Annotated in this window: 17 protein-coding genes and 1 tRNA gene; 4 read left to right on the forward strand and 14 right to left on the reverse strand. The window is 66.5% G+C overall.

Translation table 11 applies throughout. The annotated features are described in order from the left end of the window. Positions 1-28: 28 nt before the first annotated feature. The 4 genes from E3O49_RS11130 to hisN all read right to left on the reverse strand — a co-directional run bounded on the left by E3O49_RS11130 (position 29) and on the right by hisN (position 3,818). A complete protein-coding gene (locus E3O49_RS11130; RefSeq protein WP_198417488.1) occupies positions 29-1,009 on the reverse strand; it encodes a multicopper oxidase domain-containing protein in 981 nt (326 codons plus the stop codon). Between the two features lie 160 nt (positions 1,010-1,169). Further along, complete coding sequence (locus E3O49_RS11135; RefSeq protein ID WP_134365124.1) at positions 1,170-2,333, reverse strand: globin domain-containing protein; 1,164 nt, start codon at positions 2,331-2,333, stop codon at positions 1,170-1,172. A gap of 80 nt (positions 2,334-2,413) precedes the next feature. Continuing rightward, on the reverse strand, positions 2,414-2,881 hold the full coding sequence (locus tag E3O49_RS11140; protein ID WP_134451580.1) for a septum formation family protein: 468 nt from the start codon (positions 2,879-2,881) through the stop codon (positions 2,414-2,416). 94 nt (positions 2,882-2,975) lie between these two features. Then, complete coding sequence (gene hisN, locus E3O49_RS11145; RefSeq protein ID WP_134365122.1) at positions 2,976-3,818, reverse strand: histidinol-phosphatase; 843 nt, start codon at positions 3,816-3,818, stop codon at positions 2,976-2,978. 124 nt (positions 3,819-3,942) lie between these two features. On the opposite strand from hisN, the gene E3O49_RS11150 reads away from it, so the two are divergent. The 3 genes from E3O49_RS11150 to E3O49_RS11160 all read left to right on the forward strand — a co-directional run bounded on the left by E3O49_RS11150 (position 3,943) and on the right by E3O49_RS11160 (position 5,660). Further along, positions 3,943-4,018 (forward strand) — tRNA-Lys (locus E3O49_RS11150). 260 nt (positions 4,019-4,278) lie between these two features. After that, positions 4,279-4,428, forward strand: coding sequence for a helix-turn-helix domain-containing protein (locus E3O49_RS11155; RefSeq protein WP_244285292.1), 150 nt, complete (start codon positions 4,279-4,281; stop codon positions 4,426-4,428). Then, the gene (locus tag E3O49_RS11160; protein ID WP_134451584.1) at positions 4,425-5,660 is read left to right on the forward strand and encodes a tyrosine-type recombinase/integrase; all 1,236 of its coding nucleotides are present in this window, start codon (positions 4,425-4,427) and stop codon (positions 5,658-5,660) included. The genes E3O49_RS11155 and E3O49_RS11160 overlap by 4 nt, the downstream gene beginning before the upstream one ends. A gap of 14 nt (positions 5,661-5,674) precedes the next feature. Here E3O49_RS11160 and E3O49_RS11165 read toward each other — a convergent pair whose 3' ends face one another. The 8 genes from E3O49_RS11165 to E3O49_RS11200 all read right to left on the reverse strand — a co-directional run bounded on the left by E3O49_RS11165 (position 5,675) and on the right by E3O49_RS11200 (position 12,935). Further along, a complete protein-coding gene (locus E3O49_RS11165; RefSeq protein ID WP_134451586.1) occupies positions 5,675-6,667 on the reverse strand; it encodes a nucleotidyl transferase AbiEii/AbiGii toxin family protein in 993 nt (330 codons plus the stop codon). After that, on the reverse strand, positions 6,664-7,368 hold the full coding sequence (locus E3O49_RS11170) for a DUF6088 family protein (RefSeq protein WP_134451588.1): 705 nt from the start codon (positions 7,366-7,368) through the stop codon (positions 6,664-6,666). The genes E3O49_RS11165 and E3O49_RS11170 overlap by 4 nt, the downstream gene beginning before the upstream one ends. Positions 7,369-7,550: 182 nt before the next feature. Further along, entirely contained in the window at positions 7,551-8,138 is a 588-nt protein-coding gene (locus tag E3O49_RS11175) for a hypothetical protein (RefSeq protein ID WP_420898203.1), read from the reverse strand. Positions 8,139-8,147: 9 nt separating this feature from the next. Next, positions 8,148-8,579 carry a single-stranded DNA-binding protein gene (locus tag E3O49_RS11180; RefSeq protein ID WP_134434754.1) on the reverse strand — a complete coding sequence of 144 codons (432 nt, stop codon included), beginning with the start codon at positions 8,577-8,579 and terminating at the stop codon, positions 8,148-8,150. 66 nt (positions 8,580-8,645) lie between these two features. Beyond that, entirely contained in the window at positions 8,646-10,418 is a 1,773-nt protein-coding gene (locus tag E3O49_RS11185) for a type IV secretory system conjugative DNA transfer family protein (RefSeq protein WP_134451590.1), read from the reverse strand. After that, positions 10,415-10,993: a hypothetical protein gene (locus tag E3O49_RS11190; protein ID WP_134451592.1), complete on the reverse strand. Its 579-nt coding sequence runs from the start codon at positions 10,991-10,993 to the stop codon at positions 10,415-10,417. Before E3O49_RS11190 ends, E3O49_RS11185 begins: the two co-directional genes overlap by 4 nt. Further along, positions 10,990-12,483, reverse strand: coding sequence for an ATP-binding protein (locus E3O49_RS11195; RefSeq protein ID WP_134434751.1), 1,494 nt, complete (start codon positions 12,481-12,483; stop codon positions 10,990-10,992). Before E3O49_RS11195 ends, E3O49_RS11190 begins: the two co-directional genes overlap by 4 nt. Continuing rightward, on the reverse strand, positions 12,480-12,935 hold the full coding sequence (locus E3O49_RS11200) for a hypothetical protein (RefSeq protein ID WP_134451594.1): 456 nt from the start codon (positions 12,933-12,935) through the stop codon (positions 12,480-12,482). Before E3O49_RS11200 ends, E3O49_RS11195 begins: the two co-directional genes overlap by 4 nt. Positions 12,936-13,323: 388 nt before the next feature. Between E3O49_RS11200 and E3O49_RS11205 the strand changes: the two genes are divergently transcribed. Next, positions 13,324-14,112 carry a CHAT domain-containing protein gene (locus tag E3O49_RS11205; RefSeq protein ID WP_244285293.1) on the forward strand — a complete coding sequence of 263 codons (789 nt, stop codon included), beginning with the start codon at positions 13,324-13,326 and terminating at the stop codon, positions 14,110-14,112. A gap of 354 nt (positions 14,113-14,466) precedes the next feature. Here E3O49_RS11205 and E3O49_RS11210 read toward each other — a convergent pair whose 3' ends face one another. Next, positions 14,467-15,432, reverse strand: coding sequence for a hypothetical protein (locus tag E3O49_RS11210; RefSeq protein ID WP_134434749.1), 966 nt, complete (start codon positions 15,430-15,432; stop codon positions 14,467-14,469). Further along, positions 15,416-15,955 carry a DUF6932 family protein gene (locus E3O49_RS11215; protein WP_134434748.1) on the reverse strand — a complete coding sequence of 180 codons (540 nt, stop codon included), beginning with the start codon at positions 15,953-15,955 and terminating at the stop codon, positions 15,416-15,418. Before E3O49_RS11215 ends, E3O49_RS11210 begins: the two co-directional genes overlap by 17 nt. Between the last annotated feature and the right edge of the window lie 55 nt (positions 15,956-16,010).

Here is a 16,010-nt window from a genome sequence, read left to right on the forward strand (position 1 = left end):
GACCATCAGCATCGAGGAAGGCCCGCTTCTATGTGCGGAAGCGACCCGGAGTGGGGAATTTCAGTGAGCAGAACTGGGGAATTTCAGTGAGCGCCGTCATCAGGTTGCTCTCCCCGAATTCCGGGTCCTCCGGGTCGACGGATGCCGGGTCCCCGGTGAAATTGGCGATGTTACAGGCCAGATGGGGGCTCTGTTTCTCGTCGCTGACCTTGAACTGGAGGAAGAACTCCCGGTCCACGTCGCGCGGGGTCCCGTCGGGACGGGCGGCACCCACCTTCGTGATAACCATCGGTCCGACGAGTCCCGCGTAGTCATCCGTGACCTCGCTCGTGTGCGAGTGGTACATCCACATCACCGAGCTGCCGTCCATGGGCCCGGCCCGCTCCGGCACCCCATAGCTATAGGTGTAGGTGCCGCCCGGCGGCACGGCATCGTCCGCCTGGTCGCTGGGCGCGGTGCCGTCGTCGTAGGGCGCCCCCTCGCTGCTCTTCTTGTAGAAGACGCCGTGGGTGTGCACGCTCGCCGGTCGGTCCGGATTGTTGCGGAAGACGACCTTGATCGTGTCTTCAACAACCCCGCGGATGACCGGGCCGAGCATGCTCAGGCGCTGGTCCGCGTCGGCGCGCGGCTTGAGGGTGCCGAAGGACGCATCCGTGTATTCGCGGTACAGCGACTTCAGATAACTGCTGCCGATGCGCTGCGGACCCGACTCCACAAAGACCGCTGCGGCGGCGTCGAACGGTTGGCCGGTGATCTGGTCGGCCCCAGCCGGGGCATAGTTCCAAACGACCTCATCGGCGGCGAGGAAGTAGGTGCGGGTCTGTGGCACATAGGAGCTGCCCGCCTGCACGCTCGCCGCGCCGCCGCCGCCGCCAAAAAGACGCGCGAGCACCAGCGCCGAGGCGATCGCCACCACGGCGACGACCGCGGCGAGGCGCAGGCGCCGCCGGTTCTGGGATACGCGGCGGTTCGTTGACGGCCCCTCGGTGGGGTCCAGGGTCTCAGACACGGGCACACCTCGTTTCGTCGGGTTGGTAGGCCGGCGGCATTCGGTGGCCTTCGCTGGCCTTGCGGACATAATAGTCCGGGGCTACGAAGAAGTTGAGGCGGTCGAATCAGTTCGAAGTCTGCCCTGGGGCCGATCCTGTCAGCGGAGTGCGACGCCCGAATTAGACGCCGGCGAGCCAGAGGTCGGGACCGAAGATCTCGTAGTGGATGCGCTCGGCCGGCACGCCGGACTCCAGCGCCTGTGAGCGCAGGCTGCGCATGAACGGGAGCGGGCCGCAGAGGTAGACCGAGGCATCCTCCGGAATCGTCACGTTCTCGAGCGACATGAAACCCTCGTGGTGGCCCTCGCTCGGGATCTCCAGCCAGAGTTCCAGTTCGGCCGCCTCGAGCAGCGCGATGTCCTCGCTCATCTGGTCGCGCAGCGCCCAGCGCTCGAGGTTGCTCTCGGCGTGCAGCACGAGCACCTCGCGCTTCGAGCCGGTGTCGACCAGGGAACGCAGGATCGACGCGCTCGGCGTGCAGCCGATTCCGGCCGAGGCAAGAATCAGCGGGCCGGTGCCCTGATCCAGGGTGATGTCACCGCACGGCACGGAGAGGATCAGGGTGTCGCCGACCTGCACGTCACGGTGCAACACGGGCGAGACCTCACCGTCAGCGTCAAGCTTGGTGGTGAAGACGCGGGTCGTGGCCGTGCCGGCCGACAGCGAGTACTGGCGCACCTGGCGGATGCCGTCGGGCATGGTGGCCGTGACGCTGACGTACTGGCCCGGCAGGGCGGGTGTGACGGGGGTGTCGTCGGCCGGCTCTAGTGTGAACGTGACGGCGTCGGTGCCGGCGGTTTCCTTCTTGATGACGACCCAGGGGGCGAGAGGCTTGTCGCTGGCGAGTCCGGCGTAGAGGCCCTTTTCCATCTTGATCAGGGCGTGGGCCATCAGCCAGTAGACCTCGGTCCAGGCGCCTGCGATCTCGGCCGTGATGACGTCGCTGAGTTCGTCGGCGATGGCTTCGAAGAGGTACTTGTAGACGATGTCGTACTGCTCGGGCTGGATGTCGAGGGAGATGTGCTTGTGGGCGATGCGGGACAGCATGGCCTCGGGGGTCGTCTCGGGATTGTTCACCAGATGGGTCGCGAAGACCGCGATGCTGCCGGCCAGGGCCTGTTGCTGCGAGCCGTTCTTCTGGTTCGAGCGGCTGAATAGCCCGTCGAAGAGCTCGGGGTGGGCGGTTAGCATACGGCCGTAAAAGTTCTTCGCGATCTCGGGCATGCGCTCCCCAACCAGGGGCAGTGTCGCTTCGATCAGGGGCAGTGACTGGGTAGAGAGCATGCAGACTCCAAGCATTGAGGGATTTAACTCAAAGCTATCATTTCAAATAACCGCTGTGTGACGCGCCCGGCTCAGCGATGTCAGCGCTCAGCCCCCTTGAGACTGCCGGTTCCGGCGCCTGACGGGTCGAAGATCAGGCAGACGACGTTACGGCCGCCCGGCTCGGCCCAGCTCCGCTCGGTCGGAGTGAAGTAGTCCAAGTCCAGTGAGGAGTCCTGATACGGCATCCCGGTGAAGCCCTCGAACCCGGACGCGCAGCCCGATTCGGCCGCCGCTGTGACCGCCATGTCGCCGGGGAAAGCCTCGCCGGCCACCGGGAACCGGTCGAACACCTCGAAGTCGTGAGTCTCGGAGCAGGGGAGAACGGGGATGGTCCTGACATCGGCATCCACACCCGCATCCTCTTTCGTGGCCTCTGTGTCGTCGTGGGTGGCCTCGTCTGCAGAGTCGGTGAGACAGTCTCCGGCGAGGAGGGCGGTGACCGGGGACACGGTGGCGAGGGGCGAGAGCGTCCGCGGGGCCGCCGTGACGGGAACCGTCGGCAGCATATCGACGATTATGCTGCATCCGGTCAAGGTCCCGATCACCAGGGCCGGCAGTATGAGCCGGGCACCGAGCCGGAGGCGCGCGACGGCCATCCGTCTAGATGGCCGGTTCGGCCGTGGTACCGCCAGCGACTGCGTTTCGGAGCGCTCGCAGGGTCGCCTCGTGCAGGAGGCCGTTGGTGGCCAGCGCGCTGCCGTGCCACGGGCCGGGGCGGCCGTCGGCCGACGTGAAGCGGCCGCCGGCCTCCTGCACGATCGGGGCCAGGGCTGCCATGTCGTAGGGCTGCAGGTCGTACTCGGCGGCGATGTCGATCAGGCCTTCGGCCAGGAGCATGTAGGACCACATGTCGCCGTAGGCCCGGGTGCGCCAGACCTGCCGGGTCAGCGCGACCAGCGCATCGAGGTGACCGGCGACATCCCACTGTTGGATGCTGTTATAGCTGAGGGAGGCGTCCGCGAGTTCGGTCACGCCGGAGACCTGCAGGCGCACGGGCGCGGCCCCGGGCGTGCGTTCGTCGGTCATCCAGGCGCCGCCTCCGGTGCGTGCCCACCAGCGTTTGCCGAGCGCAGGGGCGCTCACCATGCCGAGCATGGGGACGCCGTCGATGGCGAGGGAGATCAGCGTGCCCCAGACCGGGATCCCGCGCATGAAGCCTGCCGTCCCGTCGATGGGGTCGATGATCCACTGCCGGATGGTCGAGCCCTCGGTGCCGAACTCCTCGCCCAGGATGCCGTCGGTCGGGCGCCGCTCGGCCAGGTGGGTGCGGATGGCGCGCTCGACCGCCTGGTCGGCATCCGTCACGGGCGTGCGGTCGGGTTTGGTGCTCACCACGAGGTCCATCGCGTGGAACCGGTCGCGCGAAATCGCATCGGCCAGATCGGCGAGTTCGGCCGCAAGGACAAGGTCATCGTCGAGGGAGTAGATCAGAGGCTCGGTCACGCTCCCCAGCCTAGTTATTCTGGCGCGACACACCGGGTCGCGGCTCGATTCGCATGGATCGCGTCAGGATGTTAGTCTCTTTCGAGTCGGTTCGGGGTAGCTCGAACGGATAAAAAAGAAATACGCACCTCTAGCTCAATTGGCAGAGCAACTGACTCTTAATCAGTGGGTTCCCGGTTCAAGTCCGGGGGGGTGCACCAGTCAATGGGCCTGAGCCCCGTAGTTACCTAACAGCTACGGGGATCAGGTGTTTTCATACATACCCTCAGCGACACTCAAGTCGTCAAAAACTCGTCAAAAACCCCCGAGGGCCCACCCTCCGTGGCACTCGTCATCCGGTTGTTTCGGGGTATTCCCCGTTGACCTCCGGGTGGTGCCGGGAGCTCGTTCCTACCTACGAGGTATGAACGAGCCTCGCACCTTCGCAGAGCTGCCGAGCCGCCTTGAGCGACTGCTTACGGTGCAGCAGCTTTCGGACTACCTCGGCGTGCCGGTCAAGACGCTCTACGAGTGGCGCACGCAGAAGGTCGGCCCTCGCGCGGTCAAGGTGGGGCGCGCGCTGCGCTATCCCGAGAGTCACGTGATCGACTGGCTGGAGGCGCAGTCGTGAGCCGCCCCGTTCAGCCGCTGGGCACCTACGGTTCGATTTCGGTGAGAAAGCTCGGAGCGAAGTATGCGGCCACCACGCGCTACCGCGACATGGACGGCGACTACCTCCGCATCCAGGCCACGGCAACCAGCGAGACAAAGGCCACGAACGCGCTCAAGGTGAAGATCGCCGAGCAAGTGGACACAGCAGGCGATAGCGATCTGGATCGCAACACCAGCCTGCGCGACCTCTCGAGCTATTGGCTGGAGGAGGTCCGCGTTACCGGACGGCAGGCGCCGCAGACGCTCGATGCCTACGAGCGCAGCCTGGAGGTAGTCGTGCTCCCGGCGCTCGGTCAGTTGCGGCTACGGGAGCTGACCGTCGGCCGCGTCGATCGATTCCTGAAGGCACTGGCACCCCAACACCCGTCGCGCGCCCGTCGGGCCAAGATCGTGCTCGCGCTGGTCTTTGATCTCGCCGTGCGACACGACGCGGTAGGCAAGAACCCGGTGCGCGACACCGCGCCCGTTCCGCGCGGACGCAAGGAGATTCGCAGTCTCGACCACGCCGAACTTGCGCGGCTGCGCGACGCCGTGGCGAAGTGGCGCACGGGCGAGAAGGTGCACGGTCCCAAGCCCGACGGTCAGCTCGCCGACGTCATCGAAACGATCCTTGGCACCTCTGCGCGCATCGGCGAAGCGCTGGCGATTCGCAAGTGCGACGTCGACATGACCGTCTCGCCACCGGAGGTCACGATCAGCGGAACACTTGTGCAGCGCAGGGGGCACAGTCTGTACCGGCAGCCTCAGGTCAAGCACTCGAAGGACTGGCGAATCATTGCCGTGCCGAGCTACACGGCCCAAGCCATTCGCTCACGGCTCGCGATGCTCGGCAACATGCCTGACGATCACCCGATCTTCAGCACCCGCAACGGCACCTTTATCTCCCCAAACAACCTGCGCCGCCAGCTTCGCGCTGTGCTCGCGTCAGCGGGGCTGGCGGAGGACCTCGACCTGAGCGACATCAGCCCGCACACATTCCGCAAGACCGTAGCCACGACGATCGACCAGGCAGCCTCCATAGACCTCGCCGCAGAACTGCTCGGCCACGCTTCGAAGGAGGTCACCGAGACCTACTATGTTCAGCCCACGAAGCGGGTTAACCCGGTCACGGCGGAGATCCTCGAACGATTAGCTCCCGACGGCGGCGGGTCGACGCTCGGCAGCGCTGAGCTGGACGGCGACGGCGTATGAGGGCCTGGGGATGCTCAGACGTCGAGTAACTTTGCGTCGGCGTGCACCTGAGCGAGCACGTCATCGAAGGTCGGTGGTTGCTCGGTGCCGTAGTAGAGGTCGCGCATGGCGGCATCGTGTTCTGCCTGGAGGCGCTCGGCGAGTGGCGAGGCGGCATCGAAGGCGGGCGATGCAGCGAACCCGCCCTCGGGCAGGGGCAGATCGGGCTTGCCGAACGCGGCGGAGACCTCGCGGGCGCTGTTGAGGATCTCGGCCACGAGGCTCCTGTCGGCGAACAGGTCGCGCACGACGGGCGTGAGTAACAGAGCGTGGATATCGTAGAGCTGGCGTCCGATGCGCGGCCAGCCGTGGGGGCCCGTGGTTGCGTCGGGGTCGCCGGCGAAGTTATTGACGCGCAGCAGCTTCTCCAGCAGAGTGCGGCCAGGGTGCAGGATCGGGACGTCGAAGGATGCCAGGTCGTCCCACGCGCTGGTGTCGAAGCCCGCGGCGTCGAGTTCTCGGCTGAGCAACGACGTCACCGGGTGGTTAGCGCGCGGGTTCGGCCCGCCGGACTGCCCCAGCTCGACGAGGATCGCGGCGGGGTCGGCGATCGCCCCCGGCGTGCCGCGGTGTTCCAGCGGCGGATTCAGGTAGCCCGCGCGATGGAACGTGCCGGAGTTGCCGCCCGCGGTGACGTCCGACGGTTCCGCGCCGGTGGCTGCAGCAGCACTGGCGAGGATGTTACGTAGCGCGCGTTGCTCGGCGTTCTTCGACGGGTACTGGCCGATGACGAGCAGGTCGAGGTCTTCGGAGAATCGGCGGATGATCCGCAGCTTCTCCAGACTTGTACCGCCTTTAAAAACGATCTCGTCGGGGTGCGCGGTTGTGATCGAGCGCAGCGCCTCGCAGACCCAGTAGTCCTTCTCTACGGCGAGCGGCTGCACCCCGAGGCGTTCCGCGGCAGCGAGGATCGTGTCGCGGAACACCTCCGGATCGTCATCCCGCCACAGTGCCGCCACTTCGTTCATACGAACGCCAGCGTCGCCAGCGCGGCGGATTCGGTGCGACGGTCGGCGGCGGGCACCCGGTCGGCAAGGTCCGACCGGCCCGCAGCGGTCAGCAGCGCCCTGAGCCGTGCGCGCGCCTGCCCCGGCTCCGTCGTGGCAGCATCCGCGAGCCGCTCGGCGCGTACGATGCCGGAGCGCAGCAGCTCGGTGAGCTGCCGGGTAGCCTGCGCGAGCTCTACCTCGACCAGGGCAGGCCAGTCATCGAGCACCTCGAGCATGGCCACCTCAGTCGGGGTCAGGCGCGCCGCGGCCCGCCCGGTGCGGGCAGCGCGGGAGACGAACCTGACGACACCGGCATCCGAGGGCGCACGGTCGGGAACGGCGATCTGCGCACGCCGGGGAACCTGCGTCGACAGTCGCAGCGCATTCGCCGCGGACAGGCCCGCTGGCCCGACGCCAGCGCCGCGCGTGAGAGCCTCGACCAGGCGTTCCGGGGAGGGCGGTGCCATCCCGAGCGGGGTCTTCGTTCCGCGCCAGTACAGGCCGCGGCGGATGCGCCGGAGTTCGTCTCGGTCTTCCAAGTCACCGAGCAGGTGGTGCACGGTCGACGGGCTGAGCTGGAGGTCGGAGGGCTGCCAGAACCGATCGCGCGAGGCAAGCACGGCCTGCCGTGCGCGCGCCGCACCCTGACGGTCACGATGGGGTGCAAGTGCAGTCGTCACGTAGACCCTCCCTTCTGGTAACACGATACGAGATCCTGCGGTAATCCAGTTTACATAGCGATACGGGAAACTGCACTAATTGTCGTAGTGTTCGGCAAGACGCGCAATGATTCTGGCTTGTGATGGTATCCCAGTCTCGCGCTACGGACGATCGAAGGTCACGTCCACACGAACGCTACGGTCTAGTGATCCACGGCGAGCTGCGCGTAGAAGGCGTCCTCTGCTGCGCGACGTCGAGCGATGTCGTCACGGACGAACTGCACGAAGTCCTCGTCCCGGTCGGTGATCGCCGATTCCTCGACAGTCGGGGCGGGGTCTTCGCCGGGCCACGCGGCCTGCCGCGTTGGCCGGTCGCTGTCGAGGCGGGTGCCGCAGGCGGCGACCCAGTCGTGCAGTCGTTGCTTGGCGTCAGCGAAGTCGCGGTGCCAGCCGATCGGGGCCGAACCGTGCTGCTTCGGCTCGTACGCGCTCAGCCAGTGTTGGCGCAACGCCGACAGCTCCCAGATGAGTTCGGGATGCCGGTGCCACAGCGGCGGGATGACGCCCACGCTGAGTCCGTAGGTGTGCCGCAGCCAGTTGATCCAGGCGTTCAGCTCCAGCCATTCGACCTGTGCCTCCTCGGCGGTGAGCAGGTTCCAGTTGATTGGTCGAGGGGGCTCCGGGGTGTGCGCATCGTCTTCGCCGGGTGCGGCCATCGGCTCGGGTTCATCGGCCGGCGGCGGCTCGAAGTCGAAGCCGGGGATGGAGAGCGTGTTGTCGTCGAGTGGCATCGCCGGACCTCACAGCGTGATTGGGCGGATCGGCTTCGCCGCCGCGGCGTCCGGGGCGGTTTGCTCGATCCCCGCGCCCTGACCGCGGCTGCGGTCGACGGCGTAGATCGACCGGGCCGTATCATGTCCGAGGCGCTTGGCGACGAACTCCTCACCGGTGATGGTTTGTCCATCGCGCTCGTAGCTGTACGGGTGCACGTAGCCCTCGGCGACGAAATTGTCACCCTTGGCGAGCTGCGCGAATGCCCGCTCCGCACTCCGGCGGTACATCACGAGGTCGTGAAACGTTGTCTCCTGCTGCGTGAAGCTGCCGTCGGGATTGCGCTCGAAATGCTCTTGGCCGATACGCACGTGCAGACGTGCTTCGCCGTTGGCATTGAACGAGAGTTGTGGATCAGTGGCGATGAATCCCGAGAGGGATTGTTGGGTGTGGATCGCCATCAGAGATGCTCCTTAGTCTGGTCAGGTGACCCAAATGGGTCTCGGCTTGCTAGAGAGGTGCGCGCGTCATCCCCGGCGAAGCAGCCTCTCGACCCCAGCCCGTTGCGCGCTCAGCTCGGCGGCGTCGGGGCGCTCAGTCCACTCGCGCATCCGGGTCACGATGGGCGGAGCGGAGCGCAGCAGCACGAGCGCCGTGCCGTACGGCAGGGTGCGGATGACGTCGGGCGGCATGATCGGCACGCGCCGCGTCGAGCGCTGATTCGAGCGCAACCCGCGCTCGCCGATGGTCACCGAGTCGGTGGTTTCATCACGGTCGCCGATGAGGGTGGAGAGATCCTGAAGGTCGCGGGAACCGGATGCGCCGCCGAGCACGATCTTGGCGATGCTGGCATCCCAAATAGCTGTCGCCGCATTCTCTCCCCAGCGTTCGCGCGCCTGAGCCATTGATTGCAAGACGGGCATCACCGTCAGTCCGGTGCCCCCTCCCTCGGCCATGAGTATCGGGAGTGAGGGCAGGGGTGCGAGGTTGCCGATCTCATCGAGCGCGAGCAGCACCGGCGGGTCGAGTCGCGCGCCGGGTGAGCGCGCGGCGAGACGGCGCGCGGTTTCCACGAGGTCTTCGACGAATGCGGCGACGAGCGCCGATGATGCACCGGCACCGGCACCCGTTGCCAGCAGGTAGAGCGTGCCCGAGTCATGGAGAAATGCCTCTGGATCGAACTGCTCGTCCTCGCTCGGACTGACTGCTTCGAGTACTCGCGGGTCGGCGAGCGCTGCCAGAGCCAACGAGACCCCCTGCCAGATCGAGTCGCGCGTACGTGGGTCGGAGTGGAGCATCGCGTCGAGCGACTCCGCCCAGCCGGTCGCCGCACCGGAGGAGGCGGACAGGATGGCGACGGCATCCGCTGCCGCCGCGGGATCGAGCGTCCAGCGAAACAGCTCGGCGGGTGGCCTGCCGTCGAGGGCGGCCGCGTGCAGCAGTGCTTGGAGCGCTGTGCGGGTCTTGCCCTCCCAGAAGCCGCCGTTCTCCACTGCGGGGCCGGAGATCCCGGTGCCCGCGGCGAGCCCGGTGGCACGGATCATCGCCGTGAGCGGCAGTTCGCACCCACGCACCGGATTCCAGCGCAGACCGGCAGGCACGCCCTCGGCGAGCCGCTGCGGGTCGAAGACGGCGACCGGCCCGCGCCGCGAACGTGCGCGGAGCGTGGCAGTGAGGTTGTCGGGGCGCGTCGAGGTAGTCACGACAGCACCGGGGGCGTCGAGGATGCTGTTGATGACGATGTGCGTACCCTTGCCAGAACGTGGCGGCCCGATGAGCAGGATGGAGTCCTCCACCGAGGTCCAGACCCGCTTCCCCCGGGCGGTGCCGATCAGATAGCCGACGTCCTCGGGCCGGGGCTTGTCGAGCGAGGGACGAAGGATGCCTGCGCGGGTGGGCAGGGCACGATCCGAGGCGGAGCGCACGATGTCGCCGGTCTCGGCGATGCCGACGATCTTGTTCGGGTCGGCTTTCGAGCGACGACCCAGCTCGTGGACGAATCGCCAGAGAAACCATCCGGCGACTCCGGCACCCGCGACCATCACGCCGGCGGTCAGCCAGTAGGCCACGGGATGAAGGGTCTCCGAGTCGAGTGCCGAGCCGGGGTCGTCGGCGTGGAAGACGACGCCGAACCCGGCCTCAAGGCCCGCCGTCGGCTGTGCCACTCCCGTCAGGAACGCCGCCACGTTGCCCGCGAGCCGCAGTACCCCGGCGAGCACCATCGCACCGATCAGTGCGCCGAGCGCGAGGTTTGTCAGCTCGTCGCCGAACGACCCCGATCGCGTCGACGCGCTGCTCACGTCGGCTGCCCGACGATGCAGGTGCCTGACATGCGCCCGAGCAGGACAACCTCGCGGGTGGGGCTGAGGTCGAGTAGTCCCGGCTCGATCAGCGATCGGGCGGAGCCTTCGCTCTGCGCGTCAGTGTGGCGGATGATGATCGCCACCGCGACCTGCTCGCCGGGGATGAATCCCTCGTCGCCGTGCACGGCCAGCAAATGCGCAGAAATGCCCGCGCTCGGTTCAGCCGTCACCGGCGCCGGTTCCTCGCCTGGCTCCGTCGCCAGGGTGCCCAGGATCGGCTGCGTCACGATGTCGGTGTAGACGCTGCCATCCTGCTCGTTGATGACCACACGGACGGGCGAATGGTGCTGCTCGATCACCTGGCTGATGACCTGCGCGAACGAGTGGCGCTGCCACCGCGGAGCGAAGGTCGGCGCGTCGAGCTGCTGCCCATCCACGGCGACGCTGAGCGTTGCGTCCGGCTGGACGGTCATCACGATGATCGGAAGCACCGGGGGTACTTGTATTGGCGGCGCAGCCTCGGTCTTGCTGCTGGAGAGGGGCTTGCGTCGCTTCGTCAGTGTGCTGCTCATCGCACGCCTCCTGTCATCCGGCTGGTCGTGTCGAATGCCGCCAACTCGGCGGGATGGAGCTGGTGCTGCACGACGAAGCTTCTGTCCTTGATGCGCCAGAGCCCCTGTCCGGTGCCGAGCCCCGGCAGTAGCCCTTGCTCGGTGCCGGTCAGCCCCAGCGCGCTCGCCGTTGCGCCGAGCTGGTCGGACTCTTGGCGGTAGATGATCCTGGTCTCCGCGTTGGCGAGCAGCGACGACGCGAGCGCGCGCATCGCAGAACCCTGATCGCCCACGTTGTCGAGGTCGCTGAGCTTGTGGAAGATCAGCATGTTGGCGATGCCGAAGTGCCTCGCCAACCGCCACTGTGCATCCATTCGCCGAAGGAGCGCCGGGTGCGACATCAGGCGCCACGCCTCGTCATAGATCACCCACCGCTGACCGCCTTGCGGGTCGAGCAGCGCCGACTCCATCCACGCGGATGAGCAGGTCATCAGCACCGAGACGAGGGTCGAGTTCCCGGCGACGCGCGAAAGATCGAGGGAGATCATCGGCAGGGACGGGTCAAATTTCACCGTGCTCGGCCCGTCGAAGAGGCCCTGGAGGTCACCAGCGACGAGCCGCCGCAGCGCGTGACCGACGACACGACCGTCTTCTACGAGGCGGCCGTCGACATCGTTGTCGACGGCGGGCGAGAGGATGCGGTCGACGACCATCGGGAGGATCGGAACGTCGGACGATCGCACGGCGTCGGCGAGGGCAAGGTCGATTGCGGTGTGCTCCAGCGGTGTGAGCGGTCGATCGAGCACCGTCTCGGCGAGCGCGCCGATGAGGTCGCGTCGCCTCGATGTGACCTGGCTCAGCCATTCGGTGTCGCTGAGCCCCGAGGGGCGGTGGCCTTCATCCAGCGGGTTGAGGCGGTTCGGCATCCCGTGCCCGAGCACGATGGCCCGGCCGCCTACGGCTTCGGCGACGGCTGTGTGCTCGCCCTTGGGATCTCCGGGCACGTAGACGCGCCGGCCGAACGGGATGCTGCGGGTGTAGAGGCTCTTCGCCAGCGACGACTTCCCCGAGCCCACGATCCCGGCAAGCACGATGTTCGGCGCGGTGATGGCGCCCCTCGCATAGAGCACCCACGGGTCGTAGACGAAGGACGCCCCGGAGTAGAGATCTTGTCCGACGAAGACCCCTTGCGATCCCAGTCCGCCCTCGGCGAGGAACGGGTATGCGCCCGCGAGCGTCGCACTCGTGTCCTGGTGGCGCGGGAGGCGGAACTTGCCCGGCGTGCGCAAAGCGGCGGGGCGGGCCTCGCCCGCGCTCGGCAGGTAAGTCGTCGCGCGTTGCGCATCGCGCTCGGCTTCCCACCCGGCCCGGGCCTGTGCATGGTGCGCCTTGCGGTCGTCGGTAGCGATTCGCTGAGCCGCCTGTCGCCGTGCCCTTCGCACCGATCGACGCTCGTTCGCCGGGTCGAGCAGCACTGTCGTGTGGAGGCGCTCGCGCTCGTCGTCGTTCACAGCGACAGCCCCCGTCGTTCGGAGAGCGCACGATGTGCGAACCGGTCGCCGTCGCCGAAGAGAGCCCGCGGCGCTCGCTCGGGCGAGGTGCCTCGGCGCTCCGTCGCCGGTGCCCACGCGACGCGACCGGAATGCTGGGACGCCTGATCGACGGCTAGCTCGGCGCGACGCACGAGACTCGCCGCCCGCCGAAGCGCGTTCGCGGCGGCGAATGCCTCCTCTACGCCAGCCCAGTGGTCGCCGCTATCGGTGTGCGCCCTGGACTCATCCCAGGTGTGGGCAGTCGCGACCTGCTCCAGTACCTGTGCGAGCGACCGGAGACCGCCGAGCAGCTCGCCCATCACCGTGTACGTGTGCGCGGGATCATCGAACGTGCGTGAGGCGTGAGCCAATGCCCGCAGCACCTCGTGTGCTTCCGCGGCATCGGCCACAGGGTCGTGGAAGGTTGGCATCGGGGCTCCTGATGGTCGGAATTACCAAGGAGGTACGCCGGCGCTACCCGGCGTCACACGCCCTACGTCGGAGGCTCCGGGTAAGGTCGGGGTCAGTCACAGCAAAGGGGTCGGATGAGCGCGAGTATGTACCGCGGCCAACTTGAGCGGAAACGTAAGCAGCGTGTTGACGCCGACAAGAAGGCGGGCGAATACCGCAGCAAGGAATCCAAGAAGCGGGCTGAAGCAGGGGCCGCCCGCTCTGCGGCGTCAAAGTCCAAGAGCACGAGCACGGTGCAGACCAAGCTGCGGGACGCCGAAAGGCGTGAGTCCGAGGCCAGTCGCGGCCGGCAAAGAAGCGGGTCGCTGGCAATCGCGTGCTGCGGGATACGCGAAAGAGGAGGCTACGTTGGCAGGCAAACTCGTCAAGGCAGAGCTTTCAGAGGCGAACACGGCCGAACAACGTCGCAAACGAGACCAGCAGCAGGTCGACCGGCAGGCAGCCGTAGCGCGTGCTTCGGTCGAGCGGCGCCTTGTCCACACTGAGCAAGCCGTGACTCAGGCAATCCGTGAGCTGCGCCCGCCCAAGCCGGAAACGCTTCGCGTGCTGATCCTGGGCGCCTCCTCCGAGGGAGACCTCCGCGTCGGGCGTGAACAGAAGCGCATCCGTGCCGCCGTCGAGTCCGCGCTGCATCGCGACCGAATCGCGCTGGACGTACGCCCGGCCGCCACGACCGCAGACCTCCTGGACGGCATCACGAAGTTCCGCCCACACGTCGTGCACTTCTCCGGGCACAGCAATGATGATCTCATCGTCTTCGAGGACGAGCGCGATGAGCCTCACGAAGGCGTAATCGTGACCGCGCGAGCATTCGCCGCCGCGATCCGCGCCACTGACGACCCGCCGTTGCTCGTGCTGCTCAACTCGTGCAGGTCGGCCGGCCAGGTCGACGCGCTCGTTCAGGACGTTGTGCCGTTCGCAATCGGCATGGCAGACGAGATCGACGACGGCGATGCGATCAGCTACGCGGCGCAGTTCTACGCTGCGGTCGCCAACGGCCAGTCGATCAACTCCGCGCATCTATCCGGCCAGGCGGCGCTACAACTCGCCGGGCTCGACGGAGCCGATCTGCCCACCCTCGCGTGGTCTGAGGGTGTCGACCCCGCTGCAACGATGCTTGTTCGCCCAGCGGAGTAACAGCGAGGTCTACTCGGCGTAAGCCGATTCGGCAAGTTCTTCGTCGATGCTCGCCGCGAGCGCAGCCTCGGCCTCGCCTCGCTCGACGTCGGCAGTCGTAGTGGGGGTCCCGCCACGACCATCGAGGTCGAGGTGCGCCCACGGCGTCGGGTTCGCCGCTTGGCCGAGATGAGAGCCGCGTTCGGGGTAGCAACGCCTCAGGCGCTCTCCTTGGTCACGTTGAACCCCACAGCAGTATTCCCCCGGCGTCGGCGGCGAATAGTCGCTTGGCGGCCCACACAGCGGCCCAGCGCTAGGAAATGTCCTTGGTGCTGGGCCGCTTGACGTTTCGGCGCTCGCCTCAACGGAGAAACTTTAGGCGCTAGGTTCGTTCGATGTGACGGAGATCGCTCGGAAGGTGATCGACTTCCCGCCGCCCGCAAACTCTCTGACCTGTGGTTTCGCGATGATAGTGATTTCCTCGCTCAAGTGGAACTGGGTCACGTCGACGCCCTGCAGATCTGTCGTATCCACCGTGACGATGTGGTCGCCGCCTAGGTCGATTTGCCAAGCGCGAGCGGTGCTCAAAGTGATTAGACGTCCACGTAGTGTCTCGGTCTCGGCATCGAGCTCCCGTGCGACAACCAAGCGCTTCACCTGTATCGCGTCCGCCTTGGTGAAAGTCGCCCGTTCCGTTGCCCGATCTGGTTCGCGCCATTCCAAGTCCACGTCGAAGGAAGCCTGCTCGACTCCCTTTGCGAACTCACGAATAGCGGTTGCCAGGCGTGGTCCACCGGCCGTTACCTTACTTACGAACGGTGAATCGTCCGCATCTGGGCCAATCGAATGTGCCGTGCGCACGAGCTCGAGTGCATCGACCACGCATTCATCGACGAACTGCCGTCGGTTCTGATCGTAGAGGGCCACTCCTTCGGCTCCGATGAGCTCAGCTTCCGGCAGCATCTCCGGCCCGATCTCGAACACTACGCTCCCCGGCAGCGGATTCATCAATAGCCGAAGCTGTGTCGAAGCGATCAGCGCTCCGCTCAGCTGCCCTCGGTTGGTCTTGATGCCTTCCTTCGCTGCACCAGCCGCAGTAACCAGCCGCTGCAGGTTGAGGAGGATCTGGCCGGCCGCGTCGAGACGAGCCTGGTGATCTTGAACGTTCACGCCGAAGATTCGAATCGAGCCGGTGCTTCGCACCAAACGAGCCTGGTGAGTGCTGCCCCACAGGCCCTCGATGCTCATTCTGTTCAGGTCCTCGGGAGTCTCCCACTTTGGTGCCGCGCTCGCCGCAAGTTGGTTGAAGAGCTCATCGGCAGCATCACTCAGCGAAGCCATCGATTACCACCTCCAAATACCCTCGTCGCGGCAGGCTATCGAGCCGTGCCGGCGTGCCACCCGCCTCGGTGAGAGGCGTCCTGCGCCGTTGCCACCAATCGTCCCAATGTCCTCGGTCCCGGTAGTACTTCCAGTCCAGAGCATCTCCGAGATGCGGTTCTGGGATGGAACGCCACGATGCCGTGAAGGTGTCCAGATTCAACTCGAAGGGGGGCTTTTTAAGTAGGTTATTCGCAAACACACTCAAGATGTTGTTAGCAGCATCCCCCGACAGTTGGGCGCTTGCCACGTCGGCCGAATCCAGCCAATACAAGCAATCGAGATCCCCGGCCTGGACCTTGGTCGATGTGAAGCTTCCTCCCAGCCATACGGAAGCAACCGGGACAACGCGGCGGAGCACCTCTGTGGCTTTCGTCCAGTCGTCCCAGATGGCCGCTCTAGTAGTCGACGCAGCAAAATCAGGGTGATCGACGAACCTAGCTCGCACGTCATCGAGCGACGTTGCGTAGCGGCCGACTGCCATTGCGTTGGCTCCGGGGGAGGGCTCCGGGATCAAGCTTCAGCGCTCGCCGGTCGGA

Origin of the sequence: Cryobacterium shii (genome assembly GCF_004402595.1) — a bacterium.
Classification (GTDB): domain Bacteria; phylum Actinomycetota; class Actinomycetes; order Actinomycetales; family Microbacteriaceae; genus Cryobacterium; species Cryobacterium shii.

Excerpts from the sequence above, each read along its gene's own strand:
- E3O49_RS11135 (WP_134365124.1), bottom strand. The coding sequence starts at position 2,333 with ATGCTCTCTACCCAGTCACTGCCCCTGATCGAAGCGACACTGCCCCTG.
- E3O49_RS11140 (WP_134451580.1), bottom strand. The coding sequence starts at position 2,881 with ATGCTGCCGACGGTTCCCGTCACGGCGGCCCCGCGGACGCTCTCGCCC.
- E3O49_RS11165 (WP_134451586.1), bottom strand. The coding sequence starts at position 6,667 with ATGAACGAAGTGGCGGCACTGTGGCGGGATGACGATCCGGAGGTGTTC.
- E3O49_RS11175 (WP_420898203.1), bottom strand. The coding sequence starts at position 8,138 with ATGCCACTCGACGACAACACGCTCTCCATCCCCGGCTTCGACTTCGAG.
- E3O49_RS11180 (WP_134434754.1), bottom strand. The coding sequence starts at position 8,579 with ATGGCGATCCACACCCAACAATCCCTCTCGGGATTCATCGCCACTGAT.
- E3O49_RS11190 (WP_134451592.1), bottom strand. The coding sequence starts at position 10,993 with ATGAGCAGCACACTGACGAAGCGACGCAAGCCCCTCTCCAGCAGCAAG.
- E3O49_RS11200 (WP_134451594.1), bottom strand. The coding sequence starts at position 12,935 with ATGCCAACCTTCCACGACCCTGTGGCCGATGCCGCGGAAGCACACGAG.
- E3O49_RS11210 (WP_134434749.1), bottom strand. The coding sequence starts at position 15,432 with ATGGCTTCGCTGAGTGATGCTGCCGATGAGCTCTTCAACCAACTTGCG.
- E3O49_RS11215 (WP_134434748.1), bottom strand. The coding sequence starts at position 15,955 with ATGGCAGTCGGCCGCTACGCAACGTCGCTCGATGACGTGCGAGCTAGG.